The following is a 20237-nucleotide window of genomic DNA, read 5'->3' as shown; positions in this document are numbered from 1 at the left end:
GTGCGGGTAGTGAGCCGGTCGGTGGTGTGCGCATGAGCGTGCTCGTCGTCGGTCTTTCGCACCGGACCACGCCGGTTCCCGTGCTGGAGCGCGTCGCGGTCGCCGACGCCGACCGCGGCAAGGTCCTCGACCAGCTGCTGACGGCGCCGAGCGTGTCCGAGGCCGTGCTGCTGTCGACCTGCAACCGGGTCGAGGTCTACGCGGTCGTCGAGACGTTCCACGGCGGCATGAACGAGGTCGTGGAGGTGCTCGCCCGCCAGGCCGGAGCGGAGCCCGCCGACCTGTTCGAGCACCTCTACGTGCACTACTCCGCCGCCGCCGTCGAACACCTGTTCTCGGTGGCGGGCGGCCTGGACTCGATGGTGGTCGGCGAGGCCCAGATCCTCGGCCAGCTGCGCAACGCCTACAACGCCGCCGACGACCAGGGCGTGGTCGGCCGCACGCTGCACGAGCTGGTCCAGCACGCCCTGCGGGTCGGCAAGCGCGTGCACACCGAGACCGACATCGACCACGCCGGCGCGTCCGTCGTCTCCGAAGCCCTCGCCGACGCCGCCGCCGCGCTCGGCACCCTCGAAGGCCGCAAGGCCCTCATCGTGGGCGCGGGCTCCATGGGCGGCCTGGCCGCCGCCCACCTGCGCCGCGCCGGCATCGGCGAGGTCGTCATCGCCAACCGCACGGCCGCCAACGGCGAACGCCTGGCCACGGCCCTGCGCGCGGACGGCGTCCGCGCCACGTCCACCGGCCTGGACACCCTGACCGACGAGGTCGCGAAGGCGGACGTGCTGTTCGCCTGCACCGGCTCGGTCGGCACGGTCGTCGGCGCCGAGCACATCGGCGACCGCGCACCGGACCGGCCGCTGGTCGTCTGCGACCTCGGCCTGCCCAAGGACGTCGACCCGGCCGCGACGCTGCTCGACGGCGTCCGCGTGGTCGACCTGGAGACCCTGCAGCGCCGGCTGTCCGACGCCCCGACCGGGCAGGGCACGCTGCGCGCGGCGGAGATCGTGGCCGAGGAGGTCCGCGCCTACCTGGCCGGGCAGCGCTCGGCCGGGGTCACGCCCACCGTGACGGCACTGCGCAAGCGCGCCGCCGAGGTCGTGGACGCCGAGCTGCTGCGCCTGGACTCGCGGCTGCCCGAGCTTCCCGGCGCGGTGCGCGACGAGCTGGCCAAGACCGTGCGCCGGGTGGTGGACAAGCTCCTGCACACCCCCACCGTGCGGGTGAAGGAGCTGGCCGCGGCGCCTGGTGGGGCCGGGTACGCCGAGGCGCTGCGCGAGCTGTTCGGGCTCGACCCGCAGGCGCCGTCCGCCGTCAGCACCCCCCATTCGACGCAACCCAAAGGTGAGAAGCGGTGAACCGCACCCTGAGGATCGGCACCCGCGGCAGCGCCCTCGCGCTCGCGCAGACCGGCCACGTGGCCGACGCGCTGCGCGAGGCGGGCGCGACCGTGGAGATCGTCACGATCTCCACGCCCGGTGACCGCTCGTCCGCACCCATCGCCGAGATCGGCATCGGGGTGTTCACCTCGGCGCTGCGCGACGCGCTCGCGAACGGCGAGATCGACGTCGCCGTGCACTCCTACAAGGACCTGCCCACGGCGCGCGACCCGCGCCTGTCGCTGGCCGCCGTCCCGCCCCGCGAGGACCCGCGGGACGCGCTCGTCGCCCGTGACGGCCTGACCCTGGGCGAGCTGCCCACCGGCGCGAAGGTGGGCACCGGCTCACCCCGCCGTGCCGCCCAGCTCGACGCGCTCGGCCTCGGCATCGAGGTCGTCCCGCTGAGGGGCAACGTCGACAGCCGCATCCGCAAGGTCGCCGACGGCGAGCTGGACGCCGTCGTGCTGGCCCGCGCCGGCATCGCCCGCCTCGGCCGCACCGCCGAGATCACCGAGACCTTGGAGCCCATCCAGATGCTCCCCGCGCCCGCTCAGGGCGCCCTCGCAGTGGAGTGCCGGGTCGACGACGTCGACACCGAACACCTCCTCCAGTCCACTCTGGACGACTCGGCCAGCAGGGCCGCTGTCGCTGCCGAGCGTGCCCTGTTGGCCGCGCTCGAAGCAGGCTGCAGCGCGCCGGTCGGCGCACTGGCCGATGTGGTGGAAGACCTCATGGACGCAGAAGACGCGGACGGGTCGACGCGAGTCGTGCTCCGCCTGTCCCTGCGCGGGGTCATGGCGACGGAGGACGGCGACCTCCTCCGTGCGTCCGCCACCGGTGACTTGACCGCAGCAGAGGAACTCGGCCGCGCGCTGGCCGCCGAGTTGCTCGACCTCTCCGGCCACGCCACCGCGTCGCCGGCGGGGCGTAGTTGATGGGGAGTGCCCTGATGACCCGCGCACGCAAGACCCCCGGCCGAGTCGCGTTCGTCGGCTCAGGTCCGGGCGACACCGGGCTGCTCACGGTCCGGGCCCGCGACCTGCTCCACAAGGCGGAGCTCGTGGTCACGGACCCGGACGTCCCGGCCGAGGTGGTGGCGCTGGTACCCGACGGCGTCGAGGTGCGACCCGCCGTGGGCGATCCCGCCGACGTCGCGAAGGACCTGGTCGCCGAGGCGAAGAACGGCCACGCCGTGGTCCGCCTGGTAGCCGGTGACCCGCTGACCCTCGATTCCGTCGTCAAGGAGGCCCACGCGGTCTCCAAGACCACGATCGCCTTCGACGTGGTGCCCGGCGTCCCCGCCGGCACCGCCGTGCCCGCCTACGCGGGTGTCGCGCTGGGCGCCGTGCACACCGAGGCCGACGTCCGGGGCGTGACCGACTGGTCCGGCCTGGCCGCCGCGCCCGGCACGCTCGTGCTCCACGCCACGGGCGGCCACCTCGCCGAGGCCGCGTCCTCCCTGGTGGAGAACGGCGTGGCCCCGCAGACGCCGGTCGCGGTGACCTGTGACGGCACCGGCTTCGGCCAGCGCACCGTCGACACCACGCTCGCCTCCCTGGCCGCCGACGCGGGCGACCTGGGCGGCCCGCTGGTCGTCACCGTCGGCCAAGCCGTCGCCGGCCGCACCAAGCTCTCCTGGTGGGAGTCGCGCGCCCTCTACGGCTGGCGCGTCCTGGTCCCGCGCACCAAGGAGCAGGCGGGCGCGATGAGCGACCGCCTCCACTCCCACGGCGCGATCCCGGTCGAGGTCCCGACCATCTCCGTCGAGCCACCGCGCAGCCCCGCGCAGATGGAGCGCTCGGTGAAGGGCCTGGTCGACGGCCGCTACCAGTGGGTCGTCTTCACCTCGACCAACGCCGTCCGCGCGGTCTGGGAGAAGTTCCGCGAGTTCGGCCTGGACGCCCGCGCCTTCTCCGGCGTCAAGATCGCCTGCGTCGGCGAGTCGACCGCCGCCAAGGTCCGCAGCTTCGGCATCATCCCCGAGCTGGTGCCGTCCGGTGAGCAGTCCTCCGAGGGCCTCCTCGCGGACTTCCCGCCGTACGACGACATCCTGGACCCGGTGGACCGCGTCCTGCTCCCGCGCGCCGACATCGCCACCGAAACCCTGGCGGCGGGCCTGCGCGAACGCGGTTGGGAGATCGACGACGTCACCGCCTACCGCACCGTCCGCGCCGCCCCACCGCCCGCGGACACCCGCGAGATGATCAAGTCGGGCGGCTTCGACGCCGTCTGCTTCACCTCGTCGTCCACGGTCCGCAACCTGGTGGGCATCGCGGGCAAGCCGCACGCCCGCACCCTGGTCGCGTGCATCGGTCCGCAGACCGCCGAAACGGCCCGCGAGTTCGGCCTCCGCGTCGACGTCCAACCGGAAGACGCCAACGTCCCGGCCCTCGTCGACGCCCTGGCCCAGCACGCCGCCCGACTGCGAGCCGAAGGCGCCCTCCCACCCCCGCGCAAGACCAAGCGCCTGCGCAGGTCCTGACCAACCGCCCTCACGGGGCCGGGGCCCGGGACTGGACCCGACCGGGACCACAATGGACCCGGAACGGTCACACCGAGGCCCGATTTGACATGGGTTCGAGTGCCTTAGGCTGGTCGGAGCCGGCAGGCTTGGCGGGACGCTTTTCCCCGCCGAGCCTGCCGGCTACGGCCTGCCTGGGGCACTCGTAAGGGCCCCATGTCAAATCGAGCCGGACTTGAACCGACACAAGCCGGACTTGAACCGACACAAGCCGGACTTGAACCGACACAAGCCGGACTTGAGCCGACAGCAAAACAGGCGTACCCCAGCTCGCAGCACCCCTTGCACATACCGAACCACAGGGCACCGACAATCCGAGCCGGGCTCGACCCACCGCCCAGGGAGTACCCGCAGTGTTCCCAGCCCACCGCCCCCGCCGCCTGCGCACCACCCCGGCCATGCGTCGCCTGGTCGGTGAAACCACCGTGCGCCCGCGCCAGCTGATCCTCCCCATGTTCGTCAAGGAAGGCCTGGACTCCCCGGCCGAGATCCAGAGCATGCCGGGCGTCTTCCAGCACACCCGCGAGTCGCTGCGCAAAGCCGCCGTCGAAGCGGTCCAGGCGGGCGTGGGCGGGATCATGCTGTTCGGTGTCCCGGCCGAGCGCGACGCGGTCGGCTCCGGCGCGACCGACCTCGACGGCATCCTCAACGCCGCCCTGCGCGACCTGCGCCACGAGCTCGGCGACTCGACCGTCCTGATGTCCGACTGCTGCCTGGACGAGTTCACCGACCACGGCCACTGCGGCGTCCTGACCCCCGAGGGCACCGTCGACAACGACGCCACCCTCGAGATCTACGGCGAGATGGCCGTCGCCCAGGCCGAGGCAGGTGCCCACGTCGTCGGCCCGAGCGGCATGATGGACGGCCAGATCGGGTTCATCCGCACCGCGCTGGACGAAGCCGGCCACACCGACACCGGCATCCTCGCCTACAGCGCCAAGTACGCGTCCGCCCTCTATGGCCCGTTCCGCGACGCGGTCGAGTCGCAGCTCCAAGGCGACCGCAAGACCTACCAGCAGGACCCGGCCAACGCCCGCGAAGCGCTCCGCGAGGTCACGCTCGACCTGGCCGAGGGCGCCGACATGGTCATGGTCAAGCCCGCCCTGCCCTACCTCGACATCGTCAAGGCCGTCGCGGAGATCTCCGACGTGCCGGTCGCGGCCTACCAGATCTCCGGCGAGTACGCGATGGTCGAGGCCGCCGCCCGCAACGGCTGGATCGAGCGCGAGCGGACCGTGCTGGAGATGCTGACCTCGATCCGCCGGGCCGGCGCGGACGTCGTGCTCACCTACTGGGCGGTCGAGGCCGCCGGCTGGTTGGACCGCGGATGACCACGCCCGACCCCACCCCGTCCTCCCGGTCCTCCCGGTCCGCCCGCACCAGGCCACCGAGACCGACCCCGCCCAAGCTGATCGACATCGCCCGGTGGCTGTTCATCCTCAGCGCCGTGGTCGGCATGGTCCGCTTCATCGTGCAGCTGGCCGACCGCGAGATGCTGATCCGCGAGCTGCGCCTGCGGCAGCCGACGCTCAGCCAGGACGACCTGGACGCCGCCGCGACCGGCGGGATCGTGTTCGGCCTGGTGATCGCCGTCGGCATGGTCCTGGTCTACACGCTGCTCGCCAACCGGATGGCCGGCGGCCGGAACTGGGCACGGGTCGTGCTCACCGTGGTCGCCGGCGCCGGGATCTTCCTCGGCGTGCTGCGGCTCCTCTCCGCCGCCACCGGCTTCACGGCGGCGTCCGGCCTGCCGGTCAACGGCGTCGACCTGGCGTTCGGCGTGGTCACGATGCTGATCGACGGTGCCGCCGTGGCGCTGATGTACCAGACCTCCGTCTCGGGCTACTTCAAACCACGCCCTCCGGCGGTCCCGGGCCCCGCACCGCGATGACCACCACCCGCGCCGAGGCCGCAAGTCACAGGTCTGCAGCCACGGCCCGTCGCGGTGGACAACGACCTTGACCAGGCCATAGCGTTTGCAGGCGTGACGACCCCACAGGACCCTGACAACCGGCCGCCGGAGCAGCCCTACCCCTCGGCGCCGCCCCCGCCTCAGCAGCCCTACGCCCCGGCGCCACCGCCGCTGAGCGCGTCGGAGCTGGGCGGGTACGGCGGGCAGGACCGGCCCGCCTTGCCGGAGCCGAAGGAAGTCCGCCTGTCGTTCTTCCTCTGGCTCGCGAGCGCGATCCTGCTCGTCGTGTCGTCCGCGCTGGTGCTGACCCAGCGCGAAGCCGCCCTCGAAGAGGCGCGCAAGACCGCGGCTTCGACGCCGGAGGTCACGCCGGAGCAGCTCGAGGCCGCGGTCAACCTGGTCCTGGTGGGCAGCGTGATCATCGGCGTGGTGCTGGCCGCGCTCATGGTGCTCTTCGCGATGAAGGCACGCGCGGGCCGCAACTGGGCGCGGGTCACCCTGACCGTGATCGGCGTGCTGGTGTTCCTGTACCACCTGGTCGGGTTCTCGCTGGTCGGCCTGGTCATCGTGCTGGTCGTGGCCGCCGCCGTGGTCACGCTGTACCTGCCCGCCTCGAAGGCCTACTTCGACTCGGCCAAACGAGCCGGATGACCGGGCAGCCGCCCGCGGTGGTGCGCGGCGCGGTCGCGGTGTGGTTCGCCCTGGGCGTGTTCCTGGTGTTCCAGAACGTCGTCCTGTGGCTGAGCCGTGCGCGGCTGGAGGAGGCCGCCCTCCGCGCGAACGACGACCCGGCCGAGGTGCCGCGCCTGCTGACCCAGCTGACCGTGGTCGCCGTGTTCTTCGCGTTCGGCTACGGCCTGTTCGGGTGGCTGTTGCGGCAGGGCAGGCGGTGGGCACGCGGTGTGCTCACCGCGGTGGCCGTGCTGCACGTGCTGTGGATCGTGCTGCCGGGTGCCGGCGCGACCGAGCTCGTGACGCTGCTGCTGATCGGTGTCGGTTTGGCGTTCACGTGGCTGCCCGGTACGGCACAGTGGGTGAAGCAGCACTGAACCCCGCGGAGAAGCCCATGCCCGAACCGGACCCGTTCGCCTCGCCGTTCCACCAGGTAGACCTGCCGGGACAGGACCGGGCGGACGCGCCGCTGCCGCCCGGGTTCCAGCTGCCCGCGCCGATGCCGCCCGTCGACCAGCACGACTTCGCGCCCCGCCGCCCGGTCACCGCCACCGTCGCGTCGTGGTGCTGGATCGCGGCGGCGGCGCTGGTCGTGCTGGTGCTGCCCGGCCTGTTCTACACCGGGATGGACGGCCTGGCCGACGACCTCGTGCGCGACTCGGAGGCCCAGCCCGACCCGATGAGCAGGGGCGAGGCGGAGCTGGTCGCGTGGTTCACGCCGATCCCGTTCGCGATCCTCTTCGCGGTGCTGTCGGTGCCGTTCCTGATCGCCGCCGCCAAGCTGCGCGCGGGCCGGAACTGGGCGCGCATCACGCTCACCGTGCTGGCCCTGCCGTCCGCCGCCTTCGGGCTCGTCGCGATGCTCGTCTCCGCCGCCGACGGCATGCCGCACGTGCACTGGCTGGTGGGCGTGGCCTGGTCGTGGGTGTTCCTGGGCGCCTGCGCGCTCGGGTTCGTGGCGATGTACCTGCCCGCGTCGAACACCTACACGCGGTTGGCGCCGAGATGACGCAGCCGCCGTTCAACCCCGACCCGTACGGGCAGCCCATGCGGCCCGTCGAGTACCCGCAGGCCGGTCCCCAACCCCACTACCAGTCCCCGTACCCGGGCCGGATGCGCGAGGTCGACCAGTACAACGCCGCCCTGGTCCGGCCCAACGCCGTCGTCATCTCGTTCGTCCTGTGGATCCTGACGGCGCTGTCGTGGCCGCTCGGCTCCCTCACCCGCACGATCGCGTCGGGCGAGCAGGTCGTCGCCGGGTTCGGCCCGATCATGGCGTTGTTCGCCAGCGCCTGCCTGGCCATCGCGCTGGTCTGGGGCGCGGTCCTGCTGTTCGGCGGCAACTACCACGCCAGGCTCGGCCTGTGCGGTGGCGCGTTGGTCATCGGCGTCCTCGCGCTGGCCGCCGCCATCGTCGCCGCCAGGGACGGCGACACCAGCACGCTCGACTGGGTGGTCATCGTGCTGCGGCTCGTGCTGCCGGCCGCCGCGTCGGTGTTCAGCTTCCTGCCCGGCACGCGGCAGTACTTCTCCGGCAACCAGGGCTAGCGCGACCGTGGACCAGCCGACCTTGTACGCCGAACCCGGCACGTCCTGGTGGCCGCTGCTGTGGGGCCCGGTGTTCGCCGTCCTCGGGTTCGCCGTCGAAGCGCTCACCGGCGCCGTCCGCCCCCTGCTGTGGCTGTTCGTCGCGGTCGTGCTCCTCCTGCCCACCGCCCTCTGGGTGCAGGGCCGCCGTCGCCTCTACGCCGTCCGCCTCACGCCCGTCGCCCTCCACCAGGGCCGCGACGAGCTGCGCATCGGCGACGTCGAGGCGGTCGACGGGGTGGAACCGCGAGCGGGCGTGCAGGTGCTCGGCGGCGGCTGGTCGCTGCCGCGTGGCACGGAAGCGGTGCCCATCCGGCTGACCGACGGCACGGTGGTGATGGGCTGGGCGCGCGACGCCGACGCGCTCCGCGCCGCGATCGTGAAGCTGCTGACCACGCGAGGTGGCGGACACAGTGCGACGTGACGGTGACCACCGGGGCGGGCGTGAGAAGCTGACCGACGTGACTGCGGCCACCGTCGAGACCGAGACCGTGCCGGAACCCGAGCCCGGCCCCGACACGCCAACGCTCCACCAGCCGAAACGCGCGCTCATCGCGATCGGCGAAGTCGTGCTGATCGCGCTGCTGGTGCCCGCCGCAGTGTGGTGCTGGAACCGGGGTGTCCTGCACTACAGCTATCCCGTGCCCGACCACCCGCCGCTGGAGTCCACCCGGTTCAAGGGCAACTGGATCGGCGCCTCCGTGGCCCTGGTCACGATCGCGGGCGTGCTGCTGCTCGACGCGCTGCGCCAGACCGTGCTCGCCGTGCGCACCCGTGGTCGCAAGCAGGTCGACGAACCAGACGTGTGAGACTGGACGACGTGACAGCGACGCGATCCCAGGCACTGTTCGAGCGCGCGGCGGCGGTGATCCCCGGCGGCGTGAACTCACCGGTACGGGCTTTCCACTCGGTCGGCGGCACGCCCAGGTTCATGGTGCGCGGCGAGGGCCCGCACCTGTGGGACGCCGACGGCAACCGGTACGTCGACCTGGTGTCGTCGTGGGGCCCGATGATCCTGGGCCACGCCCACCCGGACGTGGTGCACGCCGTCCGCGAGGCCGCCGTGCACGGCCTGTCGTTCGGCACGCCCACCGAGGGCGAGGTCGAGCTGGCCGAGGAGATCATCGACCGGGTCGCCCCGGTGCACCAGGTCCGCCTGGTGAACTCCGGCACCGAGGCCACCATGAGCGCGATCCGGCTGGCCCGCGGCTTCACCGGGCGTCGCAAGGTCGTCAAGTTCGCCGGCTGCTACCACGGCCACGTGGACGCGCTGCTCGCCCAGGCGGGCTCCGGGGTCGCCACCCTCGGCCTGCCCACGTCACCCGGCGTCACCGGCGCGCAGGCCGCCGACACCCTGGTCCTGCCCTACAACGACATCGAGGCCGTCAAGCTGGCGTTCGCCGAGAACCCCGACGAGATCGCCTGCGTGATCACCGAGGCCGCGGCGGGCAACATGGGCGCGATCGCGCCCCGGCACAACGCCGAGCTCAAGCAGCTCTGCCGGGACAACGGCGCACTGCTGGTCATGGACGAGGTCATGACCGGCTTCCGCGTCTCCCGCGCCGGCTGGTACGGCCTGGAGAACGTCGAAGGCGACCTCTACACGTTCGGCAAGGTCATGTCCGGCGGCCTGCCCGCGGCGGCGTTCGGCGGCCGGTCGGACGTGATGGGCAAGCTCGCCCCGTCCGGCCCGGTCTACCAGGCGGGCACGCTGTCCGGTAACCCGGTCGCGGTCGCCGCCGGCCTGGCCACGCTGCGCGCGGCCACCGACGACGTCTACCGCACCCTGGACGCCAACGCCACCCGCCTGGGCGCGCTGTTCACCACCGCGCTCACCGAGGCGGGCGTCGCGCACCGCGTCCAGTTCGCCGGCAACCTGGTCAGCGTGTTCTTCACCGACACCGACGTCACCGACTACGCGGGTGCCCAGGCCGCGCAGACGTGGCGCTTCCCGCCGTTCTTCCACGCCCTGCTCGAACGCGGCGTGTACGCGCCGCCGAGCGCCTTCGAGGCGTGGTTCGTCAACGCGGCCATGACCGACGCCGACTTCGAGGTCATCGCCGACGCCCTGCCGCACGCCGCCCGTGCCGCCGCCGCCGCGGAGGCGACCAAGTGAGCCGAACAGTCGTCCACCTGCTGCGGCACGGTGAGGTGCACAACCCGACCGGCATCCTCTACGGCCGCCTGCCGGGCTTCAAGCTGTCCGAACGCGGCCAGAAGCAGGCGCTGACCGTGGCCGAGCACCTGGCCGACCACGACATCGCGCACGTCGTGGCCTCGCCGCTGGACCGGGCGCAGCAGACCGCGTCGCCGATCGCCGACTCGCACCGGCTCGAACTCGACACCGACGAGCGGCTGATCGAGGCGGACAACAAGTTCGAGGGCCTGAAGGTGGCCGTCGGCGACGGCGCGCTGCGCTCGCCGAAGCACTGGCCCAAGCTGGTCAACCCGTTCCGGCCGTCGTGGGGCGAGCCGTACCTGGCGATCGCGCACCGGATGCTGGGCGCGGTGCAGCGGGCACGGTCGGTGGCCGAGGGCCACGAGGCGGTGTGCGTGTCGCACCAGCTGCCAATTTGGACGCTGCGCCGGTTCCTGGAGGGCAAGCGGATGTGGCACGACCCGCGGCGCCGCGAGTGCTCGCTGGCGTCGTTGACCAGCCTCGTGTTCGAGGGCGAGCAGCTGGTGCGGGTCGTCTACACCGAACCGGTCGGCGCGACGAACCCGAGGGTGACCGGGGCATGAGGGCACGGTCCTTGCTCGGCGGCCTCACGGCGGCGTTCCTGCTGCTCACGGGCTGCACGTCCGGTGACGACGCGGTGGTGGCCGGCTCGGAGTTCCAGCTCGTCGCGCCCAACGGCGAGACGAAGCTGCGCTACGAGGGCGACGAGCGCAAGGGCATCAAGGGCCTGACCGGTCCCAGCCTGATGGAGGACGGCAGGACGATCTCGCTGGAGGACTACGCGGGGAAGGTCGTCGTCGTCAACATCTGGGGCGCCTGGTGCCCGCCGTGCCGCACGGAGGCTCCTGAGCTGCAGAAGGTGCAGGACGAGACCGGGCCGCTGGGCGTGCAGGTGCTGGGCGTGGACGTCAAGGAGAACTCGGTCGAGGCGCCCCGGGACTTCATGACCAACCGGCAGCTGACCTACCCGTCGATCTACGACGAGTCCGGCCGCGCGATGCTGTCGTTCCGCGGGCTGCCACCCAACACCGTGCCGTCCACGTTCGTGCTGGACAAGCAGCACCGCGTCGCGGCGGCGTTCCTCGGTGGCGTGATCGCGTCCGACCTGCTGCCGCTGGTCAAGGAGCTGGCCGCGGAGTAGCGGTCACCGCAGCTCGGGCACCTTGGCCTTGAACGCCTCGATCATCGCGTCGCGGCCGACCAGGTTGAACTCCCGGCCCAGCGTGCGCATGATCGAGTCCTCGGTGGGCCGGTACAGGCCGTACTTGTGGTACCGGGCACCCTCGAACGCGCCGACCACGCCACCGTCCGGTGACGGCAGGCCCAGGTAGGCCGACCACTTCGCCCCGGTCGGGTCCGCGGTCACGTTGACCTCGGTCGGCTCCGTGCCGCTGTACCGGTCGTACGGGTAGTCGTACTCGTCGGCCAACTTGCCGATCGAGTGGCCCAGCTCGTGCACGGCGATCTGCCCGGCCTGGTCGTTCGCGCCCGCGGCGGTCGCCACGCCACCGCCCGCGCCGCCGTACTTGGCCGTGTTGCCGAGCGCGATGATCTGGTCGGCCTGCGGCGCGAGCGCGGCGAACTGGGTCGCCTTGGTCTGGTTCACGCACAGCAGCCGCTCGGTCTGGGTGTCGCGGCCCTGGCACCAGAAGCCCATGTCCAACGCGGTGTCGCGGTCCGTGCCCAGGGTCGGGTCGTGGTCCACGCCGGACTCGTTCGACACGACGTTGACCTGCCACACGTTGAAGTACTGGCGGTAGGACTTGAACGGCTCCACGGCGGCGAGCTCCGCCCACTTGCCCACCACGTGGTCGTGGAAGGCGGCGAGCTCGGCCGAGGTGTAGCCGTCGCCGACGAAGACCAGGTCGAACCGCTGGTCGGGCGCGCCGGTCTCCTGGATGGCCACCACGTCGGCCGCCACCTCCCCCGGCGCGGCCCTGGTCTCGACCGCGACCGGCACCGGCGTGCGCGAGATCGTGCCGTCCGGGGAGAAGACCTCGACCCACTCCACGCCCGACGCGCCCGGCACGTCCGGTCCGCCCGCCTCCGCGGCGCCGCCGGGCAGGGGAGCGGCGACGACGGCGAAGGCGACGGCCAGCACGGGCAGGACAAGCCGGTGAGCACGCATGTCGTCACGCTATGGAGTTGCCTGCTGACCCACAAGGGTTGATGGTCGCGTTTAAACATTCACTGAGACGGGTAAGGCGATGTCTCTGCGGCACCAACCGGACCACCGTCTGCCTGTGACCTGGGTCGCCCATAAGGGATGCCGGTGCGCACCGTCAAGTAGCAGCTACTTACTCTGAACGACGTGAACCCGACCGATCTGGCCACCTCCGGCCCGATCCTGCTCGCGACCGGGGTGGCGGTGCTGGCCGGGGCGATCTCGTTCGCCTCGCCGTGCGTGGTCCCGCTGGTCCCCGGCTACCTCGCCTACCTGGCGGGCCTGGTCGGCGCGGAAGCACCGGCCGTGGCCGACGGGGAAGCCGCCAAGACCGGCCGCTGGCGGGTCGCCGGTGCCGCCCTGCTGTTCGTGCTCGGCTTCACGGTCGTGTTCGCCCTGACGTCGTTCGTCGTGCTCGGGCTGACCGACCTGTTCTGGTTCCAGGGCGACCTGCTGCAGCGCATCGGCGGCGTGATCACCATCGCCATGGGCCTGGTGTTCATCGGCCTCGTCCCCGCCCTCCAGCGCGACGTCCGCGTGCACCGGACGCCCAAGGCCGGGCTGTTCGGCGCGCCGCTGCTCGGCGGGGTGTTCGCCCTCGGCTGGACGCCGTGCATCGGGCCGACGCTGATGGGCGTGCTGGCGCTGACCCGCAGCACGGAGGTCGGCTCGGTCACCGCCCGCGGCGCGGTCCTGGTGCTCGCCTACTGCCTCGGGCTCGGGCTGCCGTTCATCCTGATCGCGATGGGCGCGCGGTGGGCCGTGCGGACGACCGGGTGGCTGCGGTCGCACGTCCGGCAGGTGCAGGTGTTCGGCGGGGTGCTGCTGATGGCGGTCGGAGTGGCGCTCGTCACCGGGCTGTGGGGCGATTTCGTGTTCTGGCTGCGGGACGCCGTGGTCAACGACCTGAAGCTGCCGTTGTAGTGCGCACCGCCCTCGCCTTCCTGCGCAACACATGGCGCGGCCTGACGGCCATGCGCACCGCGCTGACCCTGCTGTTCCTGCTCGCCCTTGGCGCGATGCCGGGCGCGTTGCTGCCGCAGCGCTCGCTGAACTCGTTCAAGGTCGACGAGTACATCGCCGACAACGGCTGGTGGGGCCGGTTCCTGGACCGGTTGCAGTTCTACGACGTCTACGCGAGCTTCTGGTTCTCCGCGATCTACGTGCTGCTGTTCGTGTCCCTGATCGGCTGCCTGCTCCCGCGCACCTGGGAGTACTTCAAGCAGATGCGGGCCAAGCCGGTGCTCACGCCGCGCAACCTGGCCCGCATGCCGCACCACGCGTCGGCCGGCACGACCGCGTCACCCCAGGCCGTCATCGAGCGGGCCGAACGCCGGCTGAAGGGCTGGCGCACGGTCACCCGCGACGAGCCGGACGGCGCCCGCACGATCAGCGCCGAACGCGGCTTCCTGCGCGAGACCGGCAACCTGGTCTTCCACTTCTCCCTGCTCGGCCTGCTGATCGCGTTCGCGCTGGGCAAGATGTTCGGCTACGAGGGCCAGGTCATCGTGCAGGCCAACGGCGGTCAGTTCTGCAACTCGGGCGTCTACAACTACGACACGTTCCGCCCCGGGCTGCGCGTGGACGGCACGCAGCTCAACCAGTTCTGCGTGCGGGTGGACGACTTCGACGCCACGTTCCTGCACAACGGCCAGGCGGAGAGCTTCCACGCGGCCATCCACTACCAGTCCGGCGCGGACCTGGAGACCGGCACTTGGCGGCCGTACCCGCTGCAGGTGAACAGCCCGCTGCGCACCGCGGGAGACCGCCTCTACCTCCTCGGCCACGGCTACACGCCGCTGTTCACGGTCACCTTCCCCAACGGCGAGACCCGCACCGGCGCGACCCAGTGGCGCCCGGTCAACCAGATCACGCTCGCCTCCGAGGGCGCCACCAAGTTCGACCCGCCGAACGTGCCCGACGCCGAGCAGCGCCGCAAGAGCCAGCTCGCGATCACCGGCCTGCTCGCGCCGACCGCCGTGTTCCAGGGCGAGCTGCTGGACTCCGCGTTCCCCGCCGCGAACGACCCGGCGGTCGCGATCGACGTCTACCGCGGCGACCTCGGCACCGACTCCGGCCGCGGCCAGTCCATCTTCTCCATCGACCAGAAGATGGTGCAGGACGGCAAGCTCACCAAGGTCGCCCGGCAGAACCTCGAGCAGGGCGAGCAGCTCACCCTGGACGACGGCACCGTGATCCGCTTCGACGGCGTGCGCGACTGGGTGTCGCTGCAGGTGTCGCACGACCCCACGCAGGTGTGGGTGCTGCTGTTCTCGGTGCTGGTCATCCTGGGTCTGGCCGTCTCGCTGAGCATCAAGCGCCGCCGCGTGTGGGTGCGGGCGACGCCGGGGGAGGACGGGCGTACCGTGGTCGAGGTCGGCGGCCTCGCGCGCACCGACCAGGCCGGGTACGGCGAGGAGTTCACCGTGCTCGCCCGCGATCTGGCCATGTCCCGCGACCTGCTCGCCGACGGCGCCAAGATCACCGATCGCGTTGACAAGACCGATCGCGCTGACAAGGAGGACAGCTGATGCCGGTCAACGCGACCCTGGCGACCTACAGCGACTGGACCTACGGCGCGGCCGTGGCGATCTACTTCTTCGCCGCCGTGCTGTACCTGTGCGAGGCCGCGTTCGCCCGGCCCGCCAAGGCACGGGAGCTGGCCGGTGTGGTCGCGGCGGGCGGCAAGCAGGCCGACGGCACGTGGACGCCCGGCCTGGTCGCCCAGCCGGAACGGCGGTCCCACGCCGAACGCCTCGGTCGCATGGGCGCGGCGCTCACCGTGCTCGGCGCGCTGCTGCAGGCGGCTTCGCTGGTGCTGCGCGGTCTCGCGACCGAACGCGCGCCGTGGGGCAACATGTACGAGTACGGCTCGCTGCTCACGCTCGCCGCCGTCGTCACGTGGCTCGTGCTCTCGCGCACGTTCGACGTGCGCAAGCTCGGCGGCTTCGTGCTCGTGCCGATCGTGATCCTGATGTTCCTCGGCGGCACGGTGCTCTACTCCGACGCCGCGCCCGTGCAACCCGCGCTGCAGTCCTACTGGCTCGTGGTGCACGTGTCGGTGATCTCGGTGTCCAGCGGCGTGCTGCTGGTGCCCGGCGTGGCCAGCGTGCTGTACCTGCTGAAGACCTCGGGCCGGGCCCGGTTCACCAAGCTGCCCGACGCCGACGTGCTGGACCGGCTCGCCTACCGCAGCACGGTGTTCGCGTTCCCGCTGTTCACCATCGGCATCATCTGCGGCGCGATCTGGGCCGAGGCGGCGTGGGGCCGGTTCTGGGGCTGGGACCCCAAGGAGACCGTGGCGTTCGTCTCGTGGGTGGTGTTCGCGGCCTACCTGCACGCGCGGGCGACCGCCGGGTGGCGCGGCAGGCCCGCCGCCTGGATCAACTCGCTCGGCTTCGCGCTGACCGTGTTCAACCTGTTCTTCATCAACCTCGTAACGACTGGGTTGCACTCGTACGCCGGGGTCGGCTGATCCCGTAGACCACCGGGTACGCGGTGCCCGCCGACCTGCCGGAGATTCCGTCGGCCGGCGCGCACCCAGTGTCGTGGAACCACTGATCGCCGACTACCGTCGGACGCGTGGGGTCGGGGAGGTCTCGATCCGCTTGCTCAGGGAGGACCCCAGCGGTGACCGGTCGCTACGAGAATCCTGAGCCGTCGTGGCAGCAGCCGGCCGGAGCGGAAGGGCAGCAGCCCAACCCGAACCAGTCGGGCGGCTACCAGGTCGAGCCGGGATCGGGAGCCCACTACGTCGACCCCCAGACGGTCTACCTCGACCCGTCGCAGTCCGGCCCCGTGACGGGACCGCCGTCGGGCGGGTTCCCGGCGCAGTCGGGCCAGCACTCCGGGCCGTACCAGGTCTCCGGTGGCCACTCGGGCGGGTACCAGGTCTCGGGCGGGCAGTCGGGCGGGTACCAGGTGTCCGGTGGTCAGTCAGGTGGGTACCAGGTGTCCGGCGGGCAGTCGGGCGCCTACCAGGTCTCGGGCGGCCAGTCCGGTCCCTATCCCAACCCGGGCCAGTCGGGACCGCACCAGTACCAGGGCGGTTTCCCCAACAACTTCCCGCAGAGCGTCCAGCCCCAGCCGGCGCAGCAGGCCCAGCGGGCCAACGCCAACGAGGTCTCCTCGCAGCAGCTGATCAAGCGCGCGAAGCGGCCACCGCAGTCGGGCTGGCGCAAGACCCTGCACTCGATGACCGGCGGCCTGGTGAACCTCGGCGAGAGCCCGGCCGACCTGCGCCGGCGCGAGCTGATCGCGCGGATCAACCAGCCGCTGCGCGGTTGCTACAAGATCGCGATGCTGAGCCTCAAGGGCGGCGTCGGCAAGACCACGACGACGACCACGCTCGGCTCGACGTTCTCCTCGCTGCGCGGCGACCGGGTCATCGCCGTCGATGCCAACCCCGACCGCGGCACGCTGGCGCTGAAGGTGCCCAGGGAGACCACGGCGACCGTGCGGCACCTGCTGCGCGACGCCTCGAAGATCACCCGGTACAGCGACGTGCGCGCGTACACCTCGCAGTCGCCCAGCCGCCTCGAAGTGCTGGCGTCCGAGCAGGACCCGGCCGTGTCGGAGGCGTTCAGCGACCAGGACTACCTGCGCACGGTCTCGCTGCTGGAGCTGTTCTACAACATCGTGCTCACCGACTGCGGCACCGGTTTGATGCACTCGGCCATGAAGGGCGTGCTCGACCAGGCCGACTCGCTGGTGCTGGTCTCGTCCGGCTCGGTGGACGGCGCGCAGACCTCGGCGGCGACGCTGGACTGGCTCGACGCCCACGGCTACCGCGACCTGGTCGCGAAGTCCGTCGCGGTGATCAACTCGGTGCGGCCGGGTTCGGGCAAGGTCGACCTGGACAAGCTGGCCGCGCACTTCGCCCAGCGCTGCCGCGCCGTGGTGCGCATCCCGTTCGACACGCACCTGGAAGAGGGCGCGGAGATCGAGCTGGACAAGCTCGCCCCGGACACCCGGCTGGCGCTGCTGGAACTCGCCGCCACGGTGGCCGACGACTTCCCGAACAACTGACCCGGACGACCGGGGACGGCGGTCAGGACGAGGGGGCCTCGGGCTGAGGCCCCTCCGTTGGCGTCACTCCTCGTCGTCCGGCTTCTTCTTGCGCTGCTCACCGAGCTTGCGCAGGAAGTCGGGGTCGTCGTCCGGTGCCACGACACGACGACTGGGGGCGGTATCGACCCGGTCCGGCCCGAACGCACGCCACAGCAGCACGGCGATGGTGAGCGCACCGATCACCGCGAGCAGGTAGAGCATGGTCGCCACCTCCTTTGCCACGAGATTACCCGTGTCGTGGAGGTGCGCGTCGTCAGTGCCGGACGGGTTCGGTCGCCTCCGTGGTCAGCTGGGACAACAGCTGCTGCACCTCGGACTCGCGGAACCTGCGGTGGCCGCCCGGCGTGCGGATCGAGCCGATCCGGCCCGCGGTGGCCCAGCGGGTGACCGTTTTCGGGTCGACCCGGAACAGGTTCGCGACCTCGCCCGGCGTCAGCAGGCGTTCCCCCTGGTGTCCCTGCGTCACTGTCACGGCATCCTCCCCGATGGTGAACAGACGTACCGGACGCATGGTGGCACCCCACCCATCGGGTACTCGAACGCTTGGGTGATGGTAAAGAGGTAGTAAGGGACGAAGCGCGCGGTTCGGACATCCCGCCTTTCTTCCGGGCAGGCCCGTGGGCCTACCCTGTGACCGGTGGACGCTCTTGATCGCCAGATCATCGCCGCCCTGCGGGAGAACGGCCGGGCCACCTACGCCGACCTGGGCCGCAAGGTGGGCCTCTCGGCCTCCGCCGTGCACGAGCGGGTCGGCAAGCTCGAAGCCACCGGCGTCATCGTCGGCTACCACGCCGTGGTCGACCCGAGCGCCGTCGGCCTCGGCGTGACCGCGCTGGTCAGCATCCACCCCACCGACACCGCGGACGACGACGAGCTGGCCGTCGCACTGGCCGAGCTGGTCGAGGTCGAGTCGTGCTACCGGGTGGCGGGCGACGAGTCGTTCATCGTGAAGGTGCGGGTCGCCACGGTGGACGACCTGGAGCGCTCGCTCGGCCGGCTGCGGCGCATCCAGGGCGTCGCGCGCACGCGCACCACGGTCGTGCTGTCCACCCGGTTCGAGGGCCGTCCGAACACCGCGGCGGCCGGCCCCGCGGACGACGCGTAACCTGGTTGACGTGCACCTGGGTCGTGATGTGACGCTCTACGTCGGCGCGCGCCTCGGCATGGTCGCCGCGGTCACCGCGCTGCTCGTGCTCGTGAACGTGCCGCTGCTGGTCGCCCTCGCCGTGGGCGTGGTGGTGGCGCTGCCGCTGTCGCTGTTCGTGTTCAGCGGGTTGCGCACGCGGGTCGCGCAGGGCCTGGAGGAGAAGCAGGCCGTGCGGCGTGCCGAGCGCGAGAAGCTGCGCGCCCAGTTGCGCGGCGACGCCGCCTAGCCCGGCTACAGCACCAGCAGGATCGCCCCGCCGAGGTTCGCCAGCACCATCACGGCCAGCACGGCGCCGATGTTCGTGCTCTCGCGCAGCCGCAGGGCCAGTGCCAGCGGGCCGATCGGCAGCAGCACGGGCCTGCGCTCGCGCTTCGCGATGCGGGCCGCGCCGAACGCCACGCCGAGCGGGTTGAGGCCCAGTTCCCGCGCACCTCGACGTCGGCACGCCACTGCTCCAGGTAACGGTCCCGTAGGCCGCGGGGCAGTCCAGGTGCCTGCTCCGAGCGGCGGATCGGCACGGGATCTTCGCCCCGAATTGGCACGGTCCCCGGCCGCGACCGTGCCTACTGTTCGAGCCATGCAACGACGATTCCTCGGGAACACCGGGCTCGAGGTCAGCGAACTCGCGCTCGGCACCATGACCTTCGGCGACCAGACCGACGAGCCGACCGTCCACCGGGTCCTCGACGAGTTCACCGCCGCCGGCGGCACCTTCATCGACACCGCCGACGCGTACCAGTACGGCGGTTCCGAGCGGATCATCGGCAACTGGCTGAAGTCGCAGGACCGCGACGACCTGGTCATCGCGACCAAGGCGTACGGGGAGATGGCCGCCGGCGCACCGGTGAACGGCGCCGGCCGCAAGCACCTGGTGCGGGCCGTCGAGGCGAGCCTCAAGCGGCTCGGCACCGACTACATCGACCTGTACCAGATCCACGTCTTCGACGACGCCACACCGATCGAGGAGACGCTGTCCACCCTCGACCGGCTGGTCACCAGCGGCAAGGTGCGCTTCGTCGGTGCCAGCAACTACACCGGGTGGCAGTTGCAGAAGTCGATCGACCTCGCCCGGCAGCACGGGTGGGAGCCGTTCGTCAGCCTGCAACCGCTCTACAACCTGCTCGACCGCGACGCGGAACTCGAACTGCTGCCGATCTGCCGCAACGAGGGCCTCGGCCTGATCCCGTGGAGCCCGCTCGGCGGCGGTTGGCTGACCGGCAAGTACACCCGGGAGATGACCGAGGCCCCGGCAGGCACCAGGCTCGGCGATCGTCGGCTGTCGGTGGAGGACGAGGCGACCGAGGTCACCTGGCAGGTCGTGGAGGCGGTCTCGGCCGTCGCCGCCGAGGTCGGGAGGACACCGTCCCAGGTCGCCCTGCGTTGGCTGCTCGAACAGCCCGGGGTGACCAGCCCGATCATCGGGGTCCGGACGCCGGCCCAGCTCCGGGACAACCTCGGTGCCACCGGCTGGTCACTCGACGACGCCCACGTGCGGCGCCTGACCGAGGCCAGCAGCCGGCCGTTGCCCTACCCGTACGCCTTGCAGCGCCTCCCCCAGTTCGTGAGGCGTTCCCGCTGATCGTCACCGGACGGGCGGCGGCCCGTCCGG

At 71.7% G+C, this 20237-nt stretch carries 25 protein-coding genes; 21 read left to right on the top strand and 4 right to left on the bottom strand.

The window, feature by feature from the left end; translation table 11 throughout:
- Positions 1-32 precede the first annotated feature (32 nt).
- From A6A25_RS02470 to A6A25_RS02405, 14 genes are all read left to right on the top strand, one after another.
- On the top strand, positions 33-1355 hold the full coding sequence (locus A6A25_RS02470) for a glutamyl-tRNA reductase (protein WP_073886033.1): 1323 nt from the start codon (positions 33-35) through the stop codon (positions 1353-1355).
- On the top strand, positions 1352-2311 hold the full coding sequence (hemC, locus tag A6A25_RS02465; RefSeq protein WP_073886032.1) for a hydroxymethylbilane synthase: 960 nt from the start codon (positions 1352-1354) through the stop codon (positions 2309-2311). Before A6A25_RS02470 ends, hemC begins: the two co-directional genes overlap by 4 nt.
- Positions 2312-2325: 14 nt before the next feature.
- Positions 2326-3858: a uroporphyrinogen-III synthase gene (locus A6A25_RS02460; protein ID WP_073886031.1), complete on the top strand. Its 1533-nt coding sequence runs from the start codon at positions 2326-2328 to the stop codon at positions 3856-3858.
- A 392-nt stretch (positions 3859-4250) separates the two neighbouring features.
- Positions 4251-5228, top strand: coding sequence for a porphobilinogen synthase (gene hemB, locus A6A25_RS02455; RefSeq protein ID WP_073886030.1), 978 nt, complete (start codon positions 4251-4253; stop codon positions 5226-5228).
- Positions 5225-5788 carry a hypothetical protein gene (locus A6A25_RS02450; RefSeq protein WP_073886029.1) on the top strand — a complete coding sequence of 188 codons (564 nt, stop codon included), beginning with the start codon at positions 5225-5227 and terminating at the stop codon, positions 5786-5788. Before hemB ends, A6A25_RS02450 begins: the two co-directional genes overlap by 4 nt.
- Positions 5789-5881: 93 nt before the next feature.
- Positions 5882-6460: a hypothetical protein gene (locus A6A25_RS02445; RefSeq protein ID WP_073886028.1), complete on the top strand. Its 579-nt coding sequence runs from the start codon at positions 5882-5884 to the stop codon at positions 6458-6460.
- Positions 6457-6858, top strand: coding sequence for a hypothetical protein (locus tag A6A25_RS02440; RefSeq protein WP_073886027.1), 402 nt, complete (start codon positions 6457-6459; stop codon positions 6856-6858). The genes A6A25_RS02445 and A6A25_RS02440 overlap by 4 nt, the downstream gene beginning before the upstream one ends.
- Positions 6859-6875: 17 nt before the next feature.
- Positions 6876-7490 (top strand): hypothetical protein, encoded by a 615-nt coding sequence (locus A6A25_RS02435; protein WP_073886026.1) that lies wholly within the window; start codon positions 6876-6878, stop codon positions 7488-7490.
- On the top strand, positions 7487-8029 hold the full coding sequence (locus tag A6A25_RS02430; RefSeq protein ID WP_073886025.1) for a hypothetical protein: 543 nt from the start codon (positions 7487-7489) through the stop codon (positions 8027-8029). The genes A6A25_RS02435 and A6A25_RS02430 overlap by 4 nt, the downstream gene beginning before the upstream one ends.
- A 7-nt stretch (positions 8030-8036) precedes the next feature.
- Positions 8037-8492, top strand: a complete 456-nt coding sequence (locus A6A25_RS02425; RefSeq protein WP_073886024.1) for a hypothetical protein — start codon at positions 8037-8039, stop codon at positions 8490-8492.
- The gene (locus A6A25_RS02420) at positions 8482-8877 is read left to right on the top strand and encodes a hypothetical protein (protein ID WP_083667823.1); all 396 of its coding nucleotides are present in this window, start codon (positions 8482-8484) and stop codon (positions 8875-8877) included. The genes A6A25_RS02425 and A6A25_RS02420 overlap by 11 nt, the downstream gene beginning before the upstream one ends.
- A gap of 11 nt (positions 8878-8888) precedes the next feature.
- The gene (gene hemL / locus A6A25_RS02415; RefSeq protein ID WP_073886374.1) at positions 8889-10184 is read left to right on the top strand and encodes a glutamate-1-semialdehyde 2,1-aminomutase; all 1296 of its coding nucleotides are present in this window, start codon (positions 8889-8891) and stop codon (positions 10182-10184) included.
- The gene (locus tag A6A25_RS02410) at positions 10181-10810 is read left to right on the top strand and encodes a histidine phosphatase family protein (protein ID WP_073886023.1); all 630 of its coding nucleotides are present in this window, start codon (positions 10181-10183) and stop codon (positions 10808-10810) included. Before hemL ends, A6A25_RS02410 begins: the two co-directional genes overlap by 4 nt.
- On the top strand, positions 10807-11388 hold the full coding sequence (locus A6A25_RS02405) for a TlpA disulfide reductase family protein (RefSeq protein ID WP_073886022.1): 582 nt from the start codon (positions 10807-10809) through the stop codon (positions 11386-11388). The genes A6A25_RS02410 and A6A25_RS02405 overlap by 4 nt, the downstream gene beginning before the upstream one ends.
- Positions 11389-11391: 3 nt before the next feature.
- Here A6A25_RS02405 and A6A25_RS02400 read toward each other — a convergent pair whose 3' ends face one another.
- Positions 11392-12375: a M64 family metallopeptidase gene (locus A6A25_RS02400; protein ID WP_073886021.1), complete on the bottom strand. Its 984-nt coding sequence runs from the start codon at positions 12373-12375 to the stop codon at positions 11392-11394.
- Positions 12376-12549: 174 nt separating this feature from the next.
- Between A6A25_RS02400 and A6A25_RS02395 the strand changes: the two genes are divergently transcribed.
- The 4 genes from A6A25_RS02395 to A6A25_RS02380 all read left to right on the top strand — a co-directional run bounded on the left by A6A25_RS02395 (position 12550) and on the right by A6A25_RS02380 (position 17439).
- Positions 12550-13335 carry a cytochrome c biogenesis CcdA family protein gene (locus A6A25_RS02395; protein ID WP_073886020.1) on the top strand — a complete coding sequence of 262 codons (786 nt, stop codon included), beginning with the start codon at positions 12550-12552 and terminating at the stop codon, positions 13333-13335.
- Positions 13336-13385: 50 nt separating this feature from the next.
- Positions 13386-14942 (top strand): cytochrome c biogenesis protein ResB, encoded by a 1557-nt coding sequence (gene resB / locus A6A25_RS02390; RefSeq protein WP_083667898.1) that lies wholly within the window; start codon positions 13386-13388, stop codon positions 14940-14942.
- Positions 14942-15886, top strand: coding sequence for a c-type cytochrome biogenesis protein CcsB (gene ccsB / locus A6A25_RS02385; RefSeq protein ID WP_073886019.1), 945 nt, complete (start codon positions 14942-14944; stop codon positions 15884-15886). The genes resB and ccsB overlap by 1 nt, the downstream gene beginning before the upstream one ends.
- A 155-nt stretch (positions 15887-16041) precedes the next feature.
- A complete protein-coding gene (locus tag A6A25_RS02380; protein WP_073886018.1) occupies positions 16042-17439 on the top strand; it encodes an AAA family ATPase in 1398 nt (465 codons plus the stop codon).
- A 63-nt stretch (positions 17440-17502) separates the two neighbouring features.
- On the opposite strand, the gene A6A25_RS02375 is transcribed toward A6A25_RS02380, so the two are convergent.
- Both A6A25_RS02375 and A6A25_RS02370 read right to left on the bottom strand, forming a co-directional pair.
- On the bottom strand, positions 17503-17682 hold the full coding sequence (locus tag A6A25_RS02375) for a hypothetical protein (protein ID WP_073886373.1): 180 nt from the start codon (positions 17680-17682) through the stop codon (positions 17503-17505).
- Between the two features lie 52 nt (positions 17683-17734).
- Positions 17735-17953, bottom strand: coding sequence for a BldC family transcriptional regulator (locus A6A25_RS02370; protein WP_241828460.1), 219 nt, complete (start codon positions 17951-17953; stop codon positions 17735-17737).
- 165 nt (positions 17954-18118) lie between these two features.
- On the opposite strand from A6A25_RS02370, the gene A6A25_RS02365 reads away from it, so the two are divergent.
- Positions 18119-18586 (top strand): Lrp/AsnC family transcriptional regulator, encoded by a 468-nt coding sequence (locus A6A25_RS02365; RefSeq protein ID WP_073886017.1) that lies wholly within the window; start codon positions 18119-18121, stop codon positions 18584-18586.
- Between the two features lie 10 nt (positions 18587-18596).
- Complete coding sequence (locus A6A25_RS02360; RefSeq protein WP_274534280.1) at positions 18597-18854, top strand: DUF4229 domain-containing protein; 258 nt, start codon at positions 18597-18599, stop codon at positions 18852-18854.
- Positions 18855-18859: 5 nt separating this feature from the next.
- Here the strand turns inward: A6A25_RS02360 and A6A25_RS42735 are convergent, their stop codons facing one another.
- Positions 18860-19078, bottom strand: coding sequence for a hypothetical protein (locus A6A25_RS42735; protein ID WP_143192917.1), 219 nt, complete (start codon positions 19076-19078; stop codon positions 18860-18862).
- A gap of 127 nt (positions 19079-19205) precedes the next feature.
- Between A6A25_RS42735 and A6A25_RS02355 the strand changes: the two genes are divergently transcribed.
- A complete protein-coding gene (locus A6A25_RS02355) occupies positions 19206-20207 on the top strand; it encodes an aldo/keto reductase (protein WP_073886015.1) in 1002 nt (333 codons plus the stop codon).
- The last annotated feature ends 30 nt before the right edge of the window (positions 20208-20237 follow it).

It is taken from the genome of Saccharothrix sp. CB00851, from assembly GCF_001905065.1.
In the GTDB taxonomy this organism is placed as follows: Bacteria; Actinomycetota; Actinomycetes; order Mycobacteriales; family Pseudonocardiaceae; genus Actinosynnema.
Note: the sequence above shows the minus strand (reverse complement) of the source record. Positions and strands in the feature narration are given on the sequence as shown.